The following is a 16286-nucleotide window of genomic DNA, read 5'->3' as shown; positions in this document are numbered from 1 at the left end:
AATAAAGATGGCAGAGCAAGGTTTAGAACCAGATATTGAATACTCACTATTATCGGGGCAGGATAAGGCCGCGATCCTTTTGAGTTCATTGGGTGTTCAAACAACTCAATTAATCTTCTCATATATGAGAGATAATGATGTTAAACGTATGATTAATGCGATGTCATCAATTAATAAAGCCCCTATTTGGATGATCAAGAGAGTTCTTGAAGAATTCTACTCACACTTAAATGAAGATAATGATTTATTATTCTCTGAGAATAGGGGAAGAGACTTCATCATCAATGCTCTTGGTGAAGATAGAGCGAAGCAGTTACTTGGACAGATTGTTGATGTGGGAGCTTCAAATACTCTTGAGTCACTTGAACTAGTTGATACAAGAACTCTAGCAAACTTCCTTATCAATGAGCACCCTCAGACTATCGCATTAATTATTGCTCACTTAAATGCTGAGAGAAAAGTTGATGTCTTAAGAAGATTACCTGAAGGGTTACAGGCCGAAGTTGTTCTAAGAGTTTCTAATTTAGACTATGTTTCTCCTGAGCTTATTGCACAACTTGATGATGTGCTTAAAACAGAACTCTCTACTCTTGGTTCTATTGATACAAATCAACTGGGTGGAGTTGAGCCTATTGCAGATATGCTTAACCTTATGGATAAGAACTCTGAGAAGAACATTATGGGTAGAGTTGAAGAGAAAGATCCTGAACTCGCAGAAGAGATTAGAAAACTCATGTTTGTTTTTGAAGACCTTGTCTACGTTGATGATAGAGGTATTCAGTCTCTACTTAAAGAAGTTGATCAGCAGAAGCTCGTTATTGCTCTTAAAACAGCACCTGAAGAGATTAGAGCAAAGCTCTTTAAGAATATGTCTAATAGAGCTGCCGGGCTATTACAAGAGGATTTAGATGCTCTTGGGCCAACAAAGTTATCTGATGTTGAAAAAGCACAATCTGAAATTGTGCAAAAATGTAAGGAACTAGAGTCTCAAGGTAAGGCCTTTATTTCTAGAGGTGGAGACGGAGATGCTCTCGTTTAATAATTAATTTTTTAGGAGTTTGAATGTCTAATGATAAGAACAATCTATTTGGTGATGTACAAGATTATGAGTTTCAATCATTTTCTTCAACTTCACTTTCAAATGGAGATGTTTCTAACTTTGAATTTAAAGAAATATCAGAGTTAGCCCCATCTAGGACACAAGAGCATCAGAAAATTATTAAAATTGAAAGAGAGCATGCTGAAAAGAATGACTTCAAGATTGCACCAATCGTAAAAGAACATAGAGGAATTACGAAACAGGTTCTCAAAGAGAGAGAACTTAGAATTGAGCAAGAAGTTGAAAGAAGAGTTCAGGAAATTAGACAAGAAGCCTATAACGACGGTTTTAATGAAGGCGTTGCGAATGGTAGAGAAGAAGTCTTTAGTCAAAATAGAGCTGCTTCTGAAGAGAAATTACAGAATTTAACAAATATGATTATTGAAGTTCTAGGTACAAGACCAGAACTTTTAATTAACCAAAAGAAGCAAGTCTATTCTTTAGTTCGTGTTCTTACTAAATGGGTTATATTACGTGAGCTTAAGGACGATGGTGCCTATATCGAAAATCTCTTAGAAAAGCTTATCGTAGAGATGCAAACAAAGAGTAACCTTCTCATTCATGTAGATGAAAGATCTTTTGAGCAAATGCCTGAGGTCCTTGAGATTGTTCAGCAGAAGGTTGGACAACTCTCTAATGTTAGAGTTGAAATTGATTACGATATTGAAGGGCCAGGGATAGTTTTAGAGTGTGATAAAGGTATCTTAAACGGAACAATTAATCAGCAGCTCAAGAGTTTAGATCGTCTGTTTGAGTCTGTAGGGCTCGATCAAGAAGCTCCAGTGGATATGAATACTGTCCATGAGAGCAATAGCAGTGATGAGGGAAGTAGTGACTCAGAGTAAAGATCAAGAACTTGATTTACTTGCTATTCATAAAGCTTATGAATACTCAACTCCCTATCAAAAAATTGGAAAAGTTTTTGCTAATAAAGGTATGCTCTTTGAAGTAAATCTCTCACGTGCAGTGATTGGCAGTAATGTTGAGTTTGTGACTGAATTTGGTGAGAGATGTCTAGGTGAAGTCGTCGCTATTAACGGTCATAAATGCATGGCCATGCCATATGATGAAATTTCAGGAATAAATTCAGAAACAAAAGTCTACCTAAAAGACCTCACGACAACAATTAAACTTTCAAAGAATATGCTTGGAAGAGTTATTGATTTTCAAGGAAATCCAATTGATGGAAAGGGACCAATAACAGATATAGAAGAGTCTCGATCTATCTATGGGACGGCGTTAAATCCACTAGAGAGACCGCCTATTAAAGAACCATTAGATGTGGGAGTTCATGCAGTTAATTGTTTTATGACGGCAGGTAAGGGGCAGAGAATGGCCATCATGGCAGGTTCTGGTGTCGGGAAGTCTGTGACTCTTGGGATGATTGCTCAAAACTCTAGTGCTGATGTTAATGTCATTGCACTTATCGGAGAGAGGGGACGTGAGGTCCTCGAGTTTATAGAGTCTGACTTAGGACCAGAGGGAATTAAAAGATCTGTGGTTATTGTTGCCACATCAGATACTTCTCCACTGATTAGAATGAAAGCTGCCTATGTTGCTACGACAATCTCAGAGTTTTTTAGAGATGATAATAAAGATGTTCTTTTGATGATGGACTCTATTACACGTTTTGCCATGGCCAATAGAGAGATTTCCTTAAGTGCTGGAGAACCTCCTGGGCAAAAAGGATATACGCCATCTGTATTTGCACAATTACCTAAGTTGATGGAAAGGGCCGGAACAAAATCTAACTCTGGTACGATCACAGGTATCTATACTGTTCTCGTAGAGGGTGGTGATATGGATGAGCCGATCGCAGATGCTGTAAGAGCAATTGCCGATGGGCATATTGTCTTAAGTAGAGAACTTGCATCAAGAAACCAATTCCCTGCAATTGATGTCCTTCAGTCCCTCTCAAGGGTTATGAATAAAGTGACAACAAACGAGCATAAAATTGTAGCCTCTCACTTAAGAGACTTACTCTCAGCTTATAAAGAAAATGAGGACCTTATAAATGTTGGGGCCTATGCGAGAGGGTCTAATCCAAAGGTAGATAAGGCCCTTGTCATTTATGACGACCTGATGGCCTTATTAAAGCAATTTCAGGGCATGAGTGACTATTTAACAATTGAAGCCCTCTATGATCAGATGGTTGAACTTGCTAGAAAAGCTGAAAATTCTCTTAATCCAACTGAAGAGGAGTAGGCATGCAGAAGTTCAAATTTAAGCTAGATGGTCTACTAAAGGTTCGTGAATTCAAAGAAAAGAGATTAAAGATAGAACTTGGTGAGATTCTTACTCAAATACAGAACACCAAAGATGATATCACAAGGCTTACTAATAATATTAAAGAGACTTATGAATCTCAAGAAAAGTTTTTAGCTGATCCAAGTAGTGGGGATATGGTAAAGTTTTTTCCCCGTTTTATTGAAGCGAAGAAAGCTGATATTAAGAATAAAGAAAACCTTCTCTACGCTCTAGAAAAGAAGTTTGATGAAAAACAAAAAGAGTTAGGAATCGCTAGAGGAGAAGTAAAAGTTATAGAAAATTTAAAAGAAAAGAAGTCATCTGAACATAAGAAGAAAGTAGAAAAGAAATTTCAAGAAAATGTAGATGAACTTGTTCAAATAAGAAGATTACTTAAGGAGACTAAATCATGAAAGCTATTTATGGTTTAATATTTTTTCTATTCATTACTACAGTAAGTGCACAGGAAGAAAAGCCTAAAGAGAGTAAGCTTACCTTTACTAAAGAAGAGTTTAGAAAAGCTGTCATGGATGAGATGGAAAAGAGAATGAGAAAAATTGGTCGCTCTAAGATGACTGAGTTTTCAAACCAGCTCTTAAAGAAAGAAGAGGAGCTTGAGCAGAGAGAGTTACAACTTCAAAAAGAGCGCCAAAGTCTTCAGATCAATGAAAAGTCCTTTGTTAAAAGAGTTAAATTATTTAATGAAAGGCAGGAGAAATTTATCTCTTGCTTGGATGATGTGAATACAAAAGAGACTAAGAGAATTGACCACATGGTGGAAGTTGTCTCTGGAATGAGGCCTCAAAATGCAGCAGATGTACTTTCAGTACAGGATTCGAATCTCTCAGTTCAAATATTAGGAAAGTTAGAAGCAGCTAAGGTATCGAAAATATTCAACTTGATGGATAAGGAAGTTTCTGCCCGGCTTCAAAAACAGTACCTAACTATGAAAAGATAGATATGTTGCGCATAGTGGCAACAGTTTTTTAAAGGAAGAATAAATAGAATGCTAACGAACTCAAACTTAATACAAACATTTTTAGGACAAGGGCAGGAAGTCGCAAAGACTGCTGAGAGTTCTAATATGCTTGTTCCATCTACTGAGGGTGGAGTTACTGAGTTTTCAAAAGAATTTCTTTCTCTATTAAATGAAACTAAGGCCATGGCACAGTCAGGTGTATCACCACAAGAATTTATTGAAACATTAGGAACAGAAGATCTAGGTCTATCTTCAGAAGAGAAGAAGACACTCGCAAAGAGTTTTATGAATGCTCTTGAAGGCTCTGATTTAGTTAAGTCAGAAATTTCTACTTCTAGTGCTGAAATTGTTAAAGCGCCTACGGGGGAAACTCTAAAGAGTAGTCCTGAACTTGCAAAAATTCTTGGTCATGAAGAAATTAAAACTCCTGTAAATAAGACTGTTATCAATAATACTCTCAAGAATATTTCAAGTGAGGGGGAAGTAACAGGTCTAGAGAATAAAGTTATTGGTCAGAACACTTCAGAAGAAACTCTTGAAGTAGTTAATCCAAAGATCACAAATGGAAAGCTAATCTCTTTAAAAGAGCATGCGACAAAGAAACCAGTTCAAAGTAATTTCCAATCTTCACAGGACTTTATTGATGCTTCAAAAGTTGTAGAAAATAAAGAGGGTGAAACTCAACAAATAGGTGAGAGAAAATCTTTCTTTCCAAATTCCAAGAATAAAGTATTAGCTTTTAATAAAGAACAAAATTTAATTAATAATAATGTCTTTGCTGGAAAGAATCCTTTTACAACAAATACTGAAGTTGCGACGAGTAAGGCAAAGCTAAGTTCTGAAGCTTCTCTTGAAGGAATACTCTCTACTAATCAGAGTGCTGAAGTGATTGCTCCTATGATGGCGCACACTCAAGGTCAATCTAGTGAAGGGCAAAACTTATTTGGAAATAATAACGCTGTTAAAGTTTTAGATTTCTCAAATATTAATTCAACAAACTCAGCTCAGTTAATTGATAAAATTTCTAATTATATAACGACAAGTCGTTTAGAGAATCAAGATCATGTTGAGCTATTAGTTAAGCATGATTCTTTAGGGCATATTAAAGTGACGGCCACTAAGGGACAATTACCTGATCAAATTAATTTAGATATTGTTGCCAACTCTGATAAAGGTCATCACTTTTTCAAATCAAATGAAGTAGAAATGATTAAGAGTTTATCGAATTCTGGTGTAAAATTAAATGACGTTAAGATTTCGATGGGTGGAGATTTTAACTTACAATCTTCTGATAAAGGGGATAGTCAATTTAATCAAGGACACTCAAGTCAACACTCTAGACATAATGGACAAGCTTCTTCTGGTCACGAACAAAATAGAAGAGACAGAAGAGAGCAGATGTGGGACATGTATAGAGAAAGGTTAGGGGCATAATGGCCGAGATCGGTAGACCACAAGTTGCAAATCCATTTAATGGAATCGCACTCAAGAAAACAAGTAATAATAAGAAAAGAGAAAATGTTGGTGACAAGCTAAATGACATTGCTGGTATTAGACCAGATCAAAAGTTTGTTGATGCAAAAGAGCATAATAAACTCGGTAAAGATGGTTTTTTAAAACTTCTTTCTCACCAAATGGCAAACCAAGATCCAATGAAACCTATGGATCAAAAACAATTCGCTGCAGACTTAGCTCAATTCTCTCAATTAGAGCAACTTACTAATATGAATACCAAAATGGATGGTATGCAGAAAAACGATACAACTGAAAATAAATTTATGGCAGCAAGTTTTATCGGTAAGGAAATTATGTCAAAAGGTACTTCTGTTCAATACGATGGACAGAGTAGAAGTACAACACTTCCTTTTCATTTAAATAAGCCAGCGACAAATGTCCTTGTGAGAATTTACGATAGTAAGAATCAATTGATCTCTCAAATCGAAAAAGAATCTCTTGGTCAAGGAAGTCAATCTGTAACTTGGGACGGTCTACAATTAGACGGTGCACCTGCTGTAAAAGGTGATTATAGAATTGATGTTACGGCCTATGATGAATCAATGAATAAATTTAAAGGTGAAACTAAGTCTACTGGTTTAGTAACAGGTGTTCACTTTGAAAATGGTGAAGCAGTATTAGAGCTTGAGAAGGGGAAGAAGGTCTTCTTAAGAGATGTTGAAAGTTTTTCAATGGCAAAAAATAACGCGGCAATGCAAAATATACCTAGCTTGAAAAAGAATGCTGCGAAGGTCTATAATAATATAGAGTCTCAAGTAAACTAAGAGAAGAAATATAAATGACAAATGCAAAAGTTAACAACATTCTAATTCCAAACGTATCGAAGATACCTTCGGATAAGAAGGTTAACTTAGAAAATAAAATTGGTAATGGTAAGTCTGGTGATGAATTCAAAGCATTACTCCAGGACCAAGTTGAACAAACCAGAAAAGAGCATGGGATTCAATTAACAACTCATGCTGCGAGAAGACTTCAAGAAAGAAATTTATCAATGGATTCAGATGAGTTCTTCAAGTTGAAGGGCGCAATGACTAAGTTGAAAGAAAAGGGTGGCCAAGACTCTTTAGTAATTACAGATAAGGCCGCTTATATTGTCGACGTTCCAAAAAATAAAATTGTAACGGCGATAGATAAAAATAATATTTTAGAAAACGTATTTACCAAGATTGATTCGACGGTAATCGTTTAAAGTATTCGTGATTGATGGCTGGTCCTTTCCGGAAGCCTTGTGTTTAGTCTGTAGTTACTAAACGCCCTTCGCAAATATTCTTATTTAATACAAGGTCTAGGAGGGACTAAATGGGAATCTTACGTTCATTTAACATTGGTGTAACTGGTTTAAACGCTGTAGGACAGGGAATGGGTGTTATTGGTGATAACATTGCTAACGCTGGTACTAATGGTTTTAAATCTTCAAGAGCAGAATTTCAAGATGTGTTAGCAACTTCACTTAAAGGGATCGACGGTGGAGATCAATTTGGTGCAGGTACAAAGTTAGCTCACATTAAAACACTAATGACTCAAGGTGATGTTGCAAGAACAGACAACATTACTGACTTAGCAGTTAATGGTGACGGATTTTTTAAGGTAAATGCACCATTTGGTAAAGGATTTACAAGAGATGGTTCGTTTCACTTCAATAAGGAAGGAGAGCTTGTAAACTCTGATGGGTATCAAGTGATTGGATTTGAAGCAGATGAAACAGGTAAGATTACTAATAAAGAAGCTCCAGTTAAGCTAGGAAGTACAACGATTCCAGCTAAGGCCTCAGAGAAGGTTAATTTTAATTTGAATTTAGACTCAAGAGCAGAGATTAAAGAATTTAATATTGCTGATCCTGATGCAACATCTAACTTCTCAAACTCTGTAACAGTATACGATAACGTTGGTACGGCTAGACTAGTAACAATGTATTATAACAAGACAGGTGATAATCAGTGGACATATAGAGCATTAGTTGATGGTGCTGATGTAGAAGGTGGTGAGTCTGGTCAATTTGTTGAAATGGCCCAAGGTAATATTATTTTCAATAACAAAGGTCAGCTTCAAGAAGAAGTTGAAGGAAGTAACTCTTTTAACTTTAATAAGGGTGCAGCTCCAGATCAAAAAATAACATTTAACTTTGGTGAGTCTATCTCTGAAGGTGGTGAAGGAATTGGAGCTTCTACTCAGTATGGTTCGGGTTCTGCAATTGCAAGACACTCTCAGGATGGTTTCTCGGCTGCGACTTTAGCATCAATGTCTTTCAACGATGCAGGGATTTTAACAGCAGTATATGACAATGGTGAGTCTAGAGATATTTCTCAAATCGCAGTTGCGAAGTTTGAGAATAACGAAGGTCTCTTCAAAGTTGGTAAGAACTTAATGAAAGAATCTAGAAACTCTGGCGAGGCCGCAATGGGGAAACCGGGTGAGTCTGGAAGAGGTGAAGTTCTTTCAAAATCAATAGAGCTTTCAAACGTTGATATTGCAAATGAATTTGTTGGGCTAATGACTGCTCAAAGAAACTTCCAAGCTAACGCGAAGACTTTGACGACGGCAGATGAAATGCTACAACAAGTTCTTAACATCAAAAGATAATTTTTAACCTAATCTCTCCTAAGGTTTATAATTAAAAGGGCACTAGTAATACTAGTGCCTTTTTTTATTTAAGGAGTTCTTTAATCTTATCTATTGAACCATCGATTTTGTGTTCAATTTTTAAATTGAGAATTTTTGCAATTAAAGGATAGAGATCAATATTGTTAACAGTTCCAATCTCTGTGTTCTTTTTAAAATCAGGGCCATCGGCATAGAGAATCGAGTGCATATTCATCCCTTCAAATTGTGACCAACCATGATTTCCCTTTGGAAGCTTTCCTTCTTTTATGCCTATCGACCAACCCTCTTTAGCAATGCAGACAATATCGCCGATGCGATCGTTCTCTCTAAAGTTTAATTTTCTAGGAGTAGAGTCTTTATCGTAACACTTAAAGTTCTTTGCATTCTTGTTAATTCTCTCAAGCGTCGCCTCAGAACTAATGAGTGGGTTGTCATTACTATAGAAGTGAATAAGTGGTCCTGAGCCTACAATTTTAAAGCTTAATTCAATATCTTCTCTTAGCTCTCCACTAGCAATGAGCTCAACTTTTTCCTCTGAGACATCGTCCATTCCATGATCTGAAACAATAATAATATTTATAGGAAGCTTTAGACGCTTTAGCTCTTGATTTAAAGTATTAAGAGAGTGATCAACTTTCTCAATGGCACTCTTCACTTCAGGGGAGTTTGGACCAAATTTGTGTCCAGCACTATCGACATCTGAAAAGTAGAGAGTAACTAAGTGGGGACGAATACTTTCAGGGAGCTTAAACCATTCTATAATAGTCTTTATTCTATCAGCGTGAGGTGCAGAGTGATTATAAGTGAGGTAGTAGCTAGGAAATTTTCCATCAATTTTAGCTTCTGAGCCAGGCCAAAAGTAAGTTGCAGACTTTAGTGACTGTTCTTCTGCAAGAACCCATATCGGTTTTGATAGATAGAATCTAGGGTCTGTTACGGCCTCTCGATTTCTTAGAGAGTAAGATTCTCTCATAGTAGGTGCATAGAAACTATTTCCAACAATTCCATGATTCATAGGATACATTCCAGTTGCTAGAGAGAGATGATTTGGAAATGTCTTAGTTGGAAAGGAAGGTCTTAAGCTCTTTACAGAGGCACCAGACTTTTTAAAGTTACTTAAGAATTTAGGCTTATACTTGTCGGTATAATCCCATCTATATCCATCGAGTGAGATAAGAAGAACATAGGGAGCATTTAAGCTTTCTTTTGAATTCTTTGACTCATTTGAAACGTGATAATTCTTAGTTGTTGAGCATGAGTAAAGTGATGCAATAATAAATAAGAAAATAAGGTTTTTCATTCTTAATCCTTTAAATTGAATTTGAACTTATTATGGAGAGAAAAGAATGAAAATAAAAGTGCTCTTAGGTAAAAAAAAAGGGTAGCAATTGCTACCCTTGGGATATTTAATTATTCTCCGTCTGCGCCTATGGCCTCAACGGGGCAGGCTTCAAGAGCAGAGTTACATAGCTCAAGCTCTTCATCATTGGAAGGTTGCTTTTTTACAAATGCATGACCATCATCATCATTCATTTCAAAAAAGTCTTCTGCTTCCATGATGCATGCATCACATGCGATACACTGGTCATCAACATAGAATTTTCCACTTACGTTTAAATCCCATTTTGCTGATTTGTCTGCCATTATTAACTCCTACCTTATAATACGCCAAAGTCCTTTACAGTAACACTTGCTTCAAGGTCTTTGAGGATATCTTGCTTAAGCTTCTTTGAAAGAATATTTCTAAGAGATCTATTTCTTTCGTCCATACTTTCTTCGTTTACAGACTCTTTATTATCAAATTTAGACGTTTTTACAACGACAATATTGCTGGCCCTATCAAAAGTATAGAGCTCGCTTTGATCTAGACCTTTCTTAAAGATATCATTTAGGTTGGCCGCTTCAAGCTGAATTTGACCAGTTGAACCATCTAGCTTGCTGATTTCTTTAGAAAGCTCAATCTTGATTCCATATTTTTTCTTTAATGCATTAAGCTTTCTAGATGAGTTCGCTGCACTTGCTACTTCCTTCTTCGCTTCAGTTGCCATTGCCTCTACTTCATCATTCTTTGTCTTTCTAATTAATTCAGACGCCAGTTGGTTTTTAAACTCTTCCAGAGTTGCTTCTTTAGCTTCTTTCTTATCTTCAACGTAGATAATATGGTAACCAAAAGGAGTTTTAACAGGTCTAGAGATTGTCCCTGGCTTAAGTTCAAAGGCAACTTTTTCAAACTCAGGAACCATAGCACCTCTTGTAAACCATCTCAGGTCACCACCAGTACTTTTACCAGCTTCTTCTTCAGTGTGTTGCTTCGCTTGAGAAATAAAGTTTGATTTTGTTAACTTTCCTCTAAGAGTCGTGATTGCTTTTAGCTTTTGCTTATCGTTTTTACCATCTGTCTTAAAGAGAATATGTCTGGCCTTAACTTCTTCCTTTTGATCAAGAGTAGGCTTTCTTTCATTGAATAGAGATTGAACTCTGTTTGCATTAGTTTCATCAGCTAGATACTTAGTTATTTCATCATTTGAAATTGTTAGCTTCTTTCTAAGCGCTTCTTTATCAATTTCAATAATATTAGCTTCAATTTTTTGAGATCTAAAATTTTCAACATCTTTAAGGTAAGACTCAGAGATTGGCATTGAAGTAAAGATAGCGTCTGAGTTCATTCCTCTCACTTGATCTTTGATGCTCTCTTCAAATTGCGCTGGGTTCATTCTATTTGCAGCTAAGAGGTCCTTGTATCTATTGATGCTAAATTGTCCATTAACTTGAAAGTAAGGCTGTCTCTTAATTTCAGTTTTGATTTCTTCAGAACTAGGGATAACTCCAACTTTGTCACCAAGGATAAGAGTTAGCTTTAGTTGAACTAAGTTACTTAGCGCAGTTTCTTTGATTCTGAATTGCTGAATTTGTTGCGTAGTCAGATCTTTTCCACCAAGAATATTTCTAAAGAACTCGAGTTGTCTGTTGTACTCTCTTTGATATTCTTCAACTTTGATAAATTCGTCGCCAACCTTGGCCACAGAGTTAGGAGAAGTTGTTAAACTTTGGTAACCCGTAAACATAAATGAAATAACAATTAAGCCGATGAAAATCGTCACAAAAATATTTGAAGACTTCTTCGGTGTAGATTCAATTTCAGACATAGTGCAAAATCCTTTTCGATATTTATTTTTTTAGTGCCATATTATTCCATGGACTTATTAAATCCGTAAAGATTATTGGCAGTTGAGGCTTAATTAGTTACTCTTTATATGACTTCTCAATAAAATGAATAATAACTCAAGGATGGGCCAAGTGAGAATTGGTGAAGGAGAAGGGCAGAAGACCAAGATCATCTTAAATGTCTTAGTATGTGCAGTCGCGTTATATGGAATATCTACGAAAGACTTTGCGCAGCACAAGACAAGTGCATTTGAGAACGTAATGATTGACTTCTTTGCCCCAATTCAAAAAAGTGTAACTTTTGTACAAACAAGCTTTAATTCAATATTTGAAAATTACATCGCCAATGTAAATGTTTCTAAGGAAAATGAAGCATTGAAGATGAAGCTATCAGAAATGAATAGTAAGATATTCTCTTTTAGTGAAATGGAATTGGAGAATGTACGACTCAAAAAACTCTTAGATTTTGGAGAGGAGCTACCTTATAAGAAAATTCTTGCCCAAGTTGTGGCCAGAGATGCTTCTAGTGACTTTAGAGTACTTCGTATTAATAAAGGACTAAAAGACGGATTGAAGCTTCAGTCTACTGTTGTAACAGGAGAGGGCCTAGTAGGTTTTGTCTACAGACTGACTGATCAATTTGCAGATATTTTAACAATTCTAGATCCAAATAATAGAGTTGATGCTTTAGTTAAAAGGGTACGCGCTCATGGAATCGTTGAAGGGGACTCTGATCGTCAATGTCTCATGAAGTATGTAAAGAGAACCGAGCCAATTATATTAAACGATGAAATTCTAACTTCTGGCCTTGGGAATCTTTACCCAAAGGGAATTTTAATTGGAAAGGTATCTCGCATCGAAAGAGAGTCCTATGGGATGACTCAAGATGTAGCAATTTCTCCAAGTGTGAATTTTGGAAAACTTGAGGAAGTCATTGTTCTGGTTTCTGAAGGTGATGAAAAGAAAGACCTAGAGTGGAATGCCCTCGATAGTAACTCAGAGGAGAAAGATAAATGAAAACTCAGTTAAAAGATCTTATCGTTCCTCTGATAATTACTCTTCTAATCCTAATTGTTTTAGAGATAATCTCTACGGCACTTCTTCCTGCTTTTGGAATACAGAAATATATCATTCCATTTAATATTTTAATTGTTCTTTATTTAGGATTTAAGTTAGAGACTCCGTATTTATCTGTTTTGATTTTGATTGTGCAATACTTTCATTCATTCTTCTCAATAGAAGGATGGGAGCTCGGTACAATTGCAGGTGTTTTTATCTGTATCGTTATTTCATACTTAAGAGATGTCATTCACTTCTCATCTGCCATAATTACTATTACCGTAACTCAGATCTTTCAGGTTGTTTGGTTCTTAATTGTTTCAATTCTCTTTTACTTAAAAACGAATAGTTTTGTTCTTATTGTAGAAAAGATGTGGCGCTTTATACCTGAGAGTATTGTGATCTCATTAATGGCACCATTTTTCTTCGCCATCCTTGATAAAGTTTGGAAAGGTGGAGCAGAAGGGATGCTTGGAGAAGATATTTAATGTTTGGTGAAGATGATATTGTCCGCTCCCATAAAGGAAGAGCAGACCTCATTTTTAATATTGTTGTAGGATGCTTTATCATTATCCTCATTAGACTTTGGTACCTTCAGATCTATAAGGGCGATGAGTTCTATAAGTATTCTGTTCAAAATAGACTAAGAAAGGAAACGGTTAAGGCCCCAAGGGGAATGATCTTTTCTAGAAATAATCAATTACTTGTACAGAATGTTCCAAGATTTGACGCAATTATTGTTCCTCAGTATCTAACAAATAAAAAAGAGACGCTATCAAAGCTATCTAAAATTTTAGATATGAGTGAGAAGTCAATTAACTCAATTTTAAAGAAGAACGCTTATCAAGCGCGCTATCGTCCAGTCATTATCAAGAAGAATATCTCTCAAAAAGAAGTTGCCGTTATTGAAACAGAGAACTCGAAGATGCCGGGGGTAAGTGTTCAAACATTTATTGCCAGAGAGTATGCGGATAAGGAAATAGGGAGTCACGCTCTTGGATATATTTCTGAAATTTCACAAAGTAAAATTCGAACATTTAGAGATAGAGATAATTACGATTACAAGCTTGGTGATTTTATTGGTCAAGCGGGGATAGAGAAGAACTTCGACTTAGATTTAAGAGGAGAAGACGGCTATCAATTTATGGAGGTCGACGCTAGAGGACGAATGAAGCGTCTTATCGGTGGGAAGAATCTCTTTGCGGGAATTGAGAATAAGCCGGCCACTCCGGGAAATAATATTCGCCTTACTATAGATAGAGATATGCAAAGAACGGCCTATGAATCCTTAGAGGGAAAAGTAGGCGCCGCCGTTGCCGTTGATGTAAATACGGGGGAAATACTGGCGATGGTTTCAAGACCAAGTTTTGATCCAACAGAGTTTTCCAGAGGAATAACTCGTGAGAGATGGAATAAACTGAGCCGTGATGAGCACAAACCAATGACGGATAGAACTATTCAAGAGCACTATTCTCCAGGTTCGACTTTTAAAACCTTCACGGCGATAGCCGCATTAGAAGAGAAGATTGTTACACCAACTCAAGAGGTGAGTTGTCCTCCGACATTTAGATTGGGGAGAAGGGTCTTTCACGATTGGAAGAGAAACGGTCATGGACCTACAGATATTTATAAGTCACTTAGAAGGTCGGTGGACGTTTACTTCTATAAGATTGCCACAAAACTAGATATTGATGATCTTTATAAGTACGCACAACAATTTGGGTTCAACTCCAAGACTGGTGTGCCTCTTCCTAGAGAAATACCTGGTCTTCTTCCAAATAAAGAGTGGAAGTTAAAAAAGACGGGAGAACCATGGCAAAAGGGTGAGACTCTCTCTTGTGTTATTGGACAGTCTTATGTTCTTGCAACTCCAATCCAATTGGCCATGGCCTATGCGACTATTGCCAATGGTGGTAAATTAATGCAGCCACATTTAATAAAGGAAATTTTCTCTAGTGATGGAACGATCAAAAAGAAATTTTCTCCAAAGGTTGTAAACACTGTAACAGTTAGCCAGGATTCTTTGGAGCACGTTAAAAAAGGTCTCTATCAGGTTGTGAACCACAGAAAGGGAACTGCTTGGTGGTATAGAGGGAGAGGAATAAGGATGGCCGGTAAGTCTGGAACATCTCAGGTTCGATCTATGTCAAAGAAAGAACTCTTCTCACGTTGTGTTGATATGCCTTACGAAGATAGGCACCACGGAATCTTTGTGGCATTTGCACCATTTGATAACCCAAAAGTTGCAGTTGCTGCAGTTGTCGAACACGGTTGTTCGGGTTCTGGTGCAGCAGCTCCAGTCGTTCGAAATGTTACTGAGACATATATGAAAAAGTATGAGCCAGAGCTTTATGCAAAGTACTCTAAAGAAGATAAAGAGTATGCGAGAAAAATCTATCTCGAAGAAAAGAGAAAGAAAGAGGAAGCAGCGGCTAAGAAAAAATTAGAAGAGGAAAGCGAATGAACACTTCTGCACTTATAGAAGCATTAAAGAAATATGATTTTAGTTTCTTTGGAATTTGTGGAGCCATTTTTCTAATGGGTGTTGTTAATCTCTACTCCGCCACTCACGCCTCAGTGAGCGATCACATGGCAAATCTCTACAAAGTTCAGATCGGTTGGTACTTAGTTTCCCTACTGATTGGAGTAGTCATAAGCTTTATTCAACCAAAGAACTTTTTTAGATTCTCTTGGCTTATTTTTGCAGTCAATATATTCCTTCTCGTACTTGTTCTCATCTTAGGACATAAGGGAATGGGTGCCCAGCGTTGGTTAGTCATTGGGCCTATTAGGTTGCAGCCTTCTGAGTTTATGAAGATGTCGTCAATTCTTGTCTTAGCGAGATGGTATGCTAAGAGGGATCCAGATAAGGAGCTTGGTTTTAAGCAATTGATCATTCCGTTTCTTATTGCATTCGTTCCGACGTTACTCATTGTTATTCAGCCAGACTTAGGGACAGGACTTCTGATCTTACTTATCTTTTTTGTGATTTCTTTTTATAGAAAATTAAAGTGGAAGACGATTGCGATTCTTGCCATTATTGGAGTGATAAGTGGCGGAGTCATGTATCAATTTGGTTTAAAGGATTATCAAAAGAGAAGAATCGTTACTTTCTTAAATCCTGCCGCCGATGCCAAGGGTTCTGGTTATAATGCTATTCAATCAAAAATAGCGATTGGCTCAGGGAAGGTGATTGGAAAGGGATTTAGAAAATCATCTCAGGCGTCTTTAAATTATCTTCCTGAGAACCACACTGACTTTGTTTTCTCTATCTTTAATGAGGAACACGGTTTTGTTGGCTCCCTCTTTTTGATCACTTTATTTATCGTTCTCTTCTACCGATTTATATGGCTGGCGCAGTCTGTGCCTCGGATTTATGAGTCCATAGTTATCATAGGAATTATGTCGATTTTCTTTTGGCACACCTTCATCAATATGGGAATGGTCGCGGGACTGATGCCTATTGTAGGGCTTCCTCTTCCATTAATGAGTTATGGAGGTTCGAGTTTGATGACATTTGGAATTTGTTGCGGGATTGCAACCTCTATAAGTAATTCGAGAAACCTCTTCTAAGTTGTTGAAAATATTTACTTCGAAATTTCTTTTTTCCTAAGGAAAAAC

16 protein-coding genes are annotated in these 16286 nt (G+C 36.7%); 13 read left to right on the top strand and 3 right to left on the bottom strand.

The window, feature by feature from the left end; translation table 11 throughout:
- Nucleotides 1–7 precede the first annotated feature (7 nt).
- From fliG to BMS_RS13925, 9 genes are all read left to right on the top strand, one after another.
- A complete protein-coding gene (gene fliG / locus BMS_RS13965) occupies nucleotides 8–1039 on the top strand; it encodes a flagellar motor switch protein FliG (RefSeq protein ID WP_014245472.1) in 1032 nt (343 codons plus the stop codon).
- A 23-nt stretch (nucleotides 1040–1062) separates the two neighbouring features.
- A complete protein-coding gene (locus BMS_RS13960; protein ID WP_014245471.1) occupies nucleotides 1063–1944 on the top strand; it encodes a FliH/SctL family protein in 882 nt (293 codons plus the stop codon).
- Nucleotides 1931–3304, top strand: coding sequence for a FliI/YscN family ATPase (locus BMS_RS13955; protein WP_014245470.1), 1374 nt, complete (start codon nucleotides 1931–1933; stop codon nucleotides 3302–3304). Before BMS_RS13960 ends, BMS_RS13955 begins: the two co-directional genes overlap by 14 nt.
- 2 nt (nucleotides 3305–3306) lie before the next feature.
- Complete coding sequence (gene fliJ, locus BMS_RS13950) at nucleotides 3307–3759, top strand: flagellar export protein FliJ (protein ID WP_014245469.1); 453 nt, start codon at nucleotides 3307–3309, stop codon at nucleotides 3757–3759.
- Nucleotides 3756–4304 carry a MotE family protein gene (locus BMS_RS13945; RefSeq protein WP_014245468.1) on the top strand — a complete coding sequence of 183 codons (549 nt, stop codon included), beginning with the start codon at nucleotides 3756–3758 and terminating at the stop codon, nucleotides 4302–4304. The genes fliJ and BMS_RS13945 overlap by 4 nt, the downstream gene beginning before the upstream one ends.
- A 48-nt stretch (nucleotides 4305–4352) precedes the next feature.
- A complete protein-coding gene (locus BMS_RS13940) occupies nucleotides 4353–5759 on the top strand; it encodes a hypothetical protein (RefSeq protein ID WP_014245467.1) in 1407 nt (468 codons plus the stop codon).
- On the top strand, nucleotides 5759–6604 hold the full coding sequence (locus tag BMS_RS17160) for a flagellar hook assembly protein FlgD (protein ID WP_014245466.1): 846 nt from the start codon (nucleotides 5759–5761) through the stop codon (nucleotides 6602–6604). The genes BMS_RS13940 and BMS_RS17160 overlap by 1 nt, the downstream gene beginning before the upstream one ends.
- 14 nt (nucleotides 6605–6618) lie before the next feature.
- A complete protein-coding gene (locus tag BMS_RS13930; RefSeq protein ID WP_014245465.1) occupies nucleotides 6619–7029 on the top strand; it encodes a TIGR02530 family flagellar biosynthesis protein in 411 nt (136 codons plus the stop codon).
- A gap of 110 nt (nucleotides 7030–7139) precedes the next feature.
- Nucleotides 7140–8420, top strand: a complete 1281-nt coding sequence (locus BMS_RS13925) for a flagellar hook protein FlgE (RefSeq protein ID WP_014245464.1) — start codon at nucleotides 7140–7142, stop codon at nucleotides 8418–8420.
- A 64-nt stretch (nucleotides 8421–8484) separates the two neighbouring features.
- On the opposite strand, the gene BMS_RS13920 is transcribed toward BMS_RS13925, so the two are convergent.
- The 3 genes from BMS_RS13920 to BMS_RS13910 form a co-directional block, all read right to left on the bottom strand.
- Complete coding sequence (locus BMS_RS13920; protein WP_014245463.1) at nucleotides 8485–9741, bottom strand: alkaline phosphatase family protein; 1257 nt, start codon at nucleotides 9739–9741, stop codon at nucleotides 8485–8487.
- Nucleotides 9742–9851: 110 nt separating this feature from the next.
- On the bottom strand, nucleotides 9852–10085 hold the full coding sequence (locus tag BMS_RS13915; protein ID WP_014245462.1) for a ferredoxin: 234 nt from the start codon (nucleotides 10083–10085) through the stop codon (nucleotides 9852–9854).
- A gap of 14 nt (nucleotides 10086–10099) precedes the next feature.
- The gene (locus BMS_RS13910; protein WP_014245461.1) at nucleotides 10100–11587 is read right to left on the bottom strand and encodes a peptidylprolyl isomerase; all 1488 of its coding nucleotides are present in this window, start codon (nucleotides 11585–11587) and stop codon (nucleotides 10100–10102) included.
- Between the two features lie 151 nt (nucleotides 11588–11738).
- Here BMS_RS13910 and mreC point away from each other — a divergent pair, with 151 nt between their 5' ends.
- From mreC to rodA, 4 genes are read left to right on the top strand one after another with little or no spacing between them, the layout of a single operon-like run.
- The gene (mreC, locus tag BMS_RS13905; RefSeq protein ID WP_044557645.1) at nucleotides 11739–12623 is read left to right on the top strand and encodes a rod shape-determining protein MreC; all 885 of its coding nucleotides are present in this window, start codon (nucleotides 11739–11741) and stop codon (nucleotides 12621–12623) included.
- Complete coding sequence (locus BMS_RS13900) at nucleotides 12620–13153, top strand: hypothetical protein (protein WP_014245459.1); 534 nt, start codon at nucleotides 12620–12622, stop codon at nucleotides 13151–13153. The genes mreC and BMS_RS13900 overlap by 4 nt, the downstream gene beginning before the upstream one ends.
- The gene (gene mrdA / locus BMS_RS13895; RefSeq protein WP_014245458.1) at nucleotides 13153–15129 is read left to right on the top strand and encodes a penicillin-binding protein 2; all 1977 of its coding nucleotides are present in this window, start codon (nucleotides 13153–13155) and stop codon (nucleotides 15127–15129) included. The genes BMS_RS13900 and mrdA overlap by 1 nt, the downstream gene beginning before the upstream one ends.
- On the top strand, nucleotides 15126–16238 hold the full coding sequence (gene rodA / locus BMS_RS13890; RefSeq protein ID WP_014245457.1) for a rod shape-determining protein RodA: 1113 nt from the start codon (nucleotides 15126–15128) through the stop codon (nucleotides 16236–16238). Before mrdA ends, rodA begins: the two co-directional genes overlap by 4 nt.
- Nucleotides 16239–16286 lie beyond the last annotated feature (48 nt).

It is taken from the genome of Halobacteriovorax marinus SJ, assembly GCF_000210915.2.
Taxonomy (GTDB): Bacteria; Bdellovibrionota; Bacteriovoracia; order Bacteriovoracales; family Bacteriovoracaceae; genus Halobacteriovorax; species Halobacteriovorax marinus.
The sequence above is the reverse complement of the archived record's forward strand: the minus strand, read 5'-3'. Positions and strand labels throughout refer to the sequence as shown.

Bases quoted from the DNA above. Each gene is read 5' to 3' on its own strand.
- BMS_RS13940 (WP_014245467.1), top strand. From the start codon at position 4,353: ATGCTAACGAACTCAAACTTAATACAAACATTTTTAGGACAAGGGCAG.
- BMS_RS13925 (WP_014245464.1), top strand. From the start codon at position 7,140: ATGGGAATCTTACGTTCATTTAACATTGGTGTAACTGGTTTAAACGCT.
- BMS_RS13945 (WP_014245468.1), top strand. From the start codon at position 3,756: ATGAAAGCTATTTATGGTTTAATATTTTTTCTATTCATTACTACAGTA.
- fliG (WP_014245472.1), top strand. From the start codon at position 8: ATGGCAGAGCAAGGTTTAGAACCAGATATTGAATACTCACTATTATCG.
- fliJ (WP_014245469.1), top strand. From the start codon at position 3,307: ATGCAGAAGTTCAAATTTAAGCTAGATGGTCTACTAAAGGTTCGTGAA.
- BMS_RS13900 (WP_014245459.1), top strand. From the start codon at position 12,620: ATGAAAACTCAGTTAAAAGATCTTATCGTTCCTCTGATAATTACTCTT.
- BMS_RS13910 (WP_014245461.1), bottom strand. From the start codon at position 11,587: ATGTCTGAAATTGAATCTACACCGAAGAAGTCTTCAAATATTTTTGTG.
- BMS_RS17160 (WP_014245466.1), top strand. From the start codon at position 5,759: ATGGCCGAGATCGGTAGACCACAAGTTGCAAATCCATTTAATGGAATC.
- BMS_RS13960 (WP_014245471.1), top strand. From the start codon at position 1,063: ATGTCTAATGATAAGAACAATCTATTTGGTGATGTACAAGATTATGAG.
- BMS_RS13915 (WP_014245462.1), bottom strand. From the start codon at position 10,085: ATGGCAGACAAATCAGCAAAATGGGATTTAAACGTAAGTGGAAAATTC.
- BMS_RS13920 (WP_014245463.1), bottom strand. From the start codon at position 9,741: ATGAAAAACCTTATTTTCTTATTTATTATTGCATCACTTTACTCATGC.
- mrdA (WP_014245458.1), top strand. From the start codon at position 13,153: ATGTTTGGTGAAGATGATATTGTCCGCTCCCATAAAGGAAGAGCAGAC.
- BMS_RS13930 (WP_014245465.1), top strand. From the start codon at position 6,619: ATGACAAATGCAAAAGTTAACAACATTCTAATTCCAAACGTATCGAAG.
- rodA (WP_014245457.1), top strand. From the start codon at position 15,126: ATGAACACTTCTGCACTTATAGAAGCATTAAAGAAATATGATTTTAGT.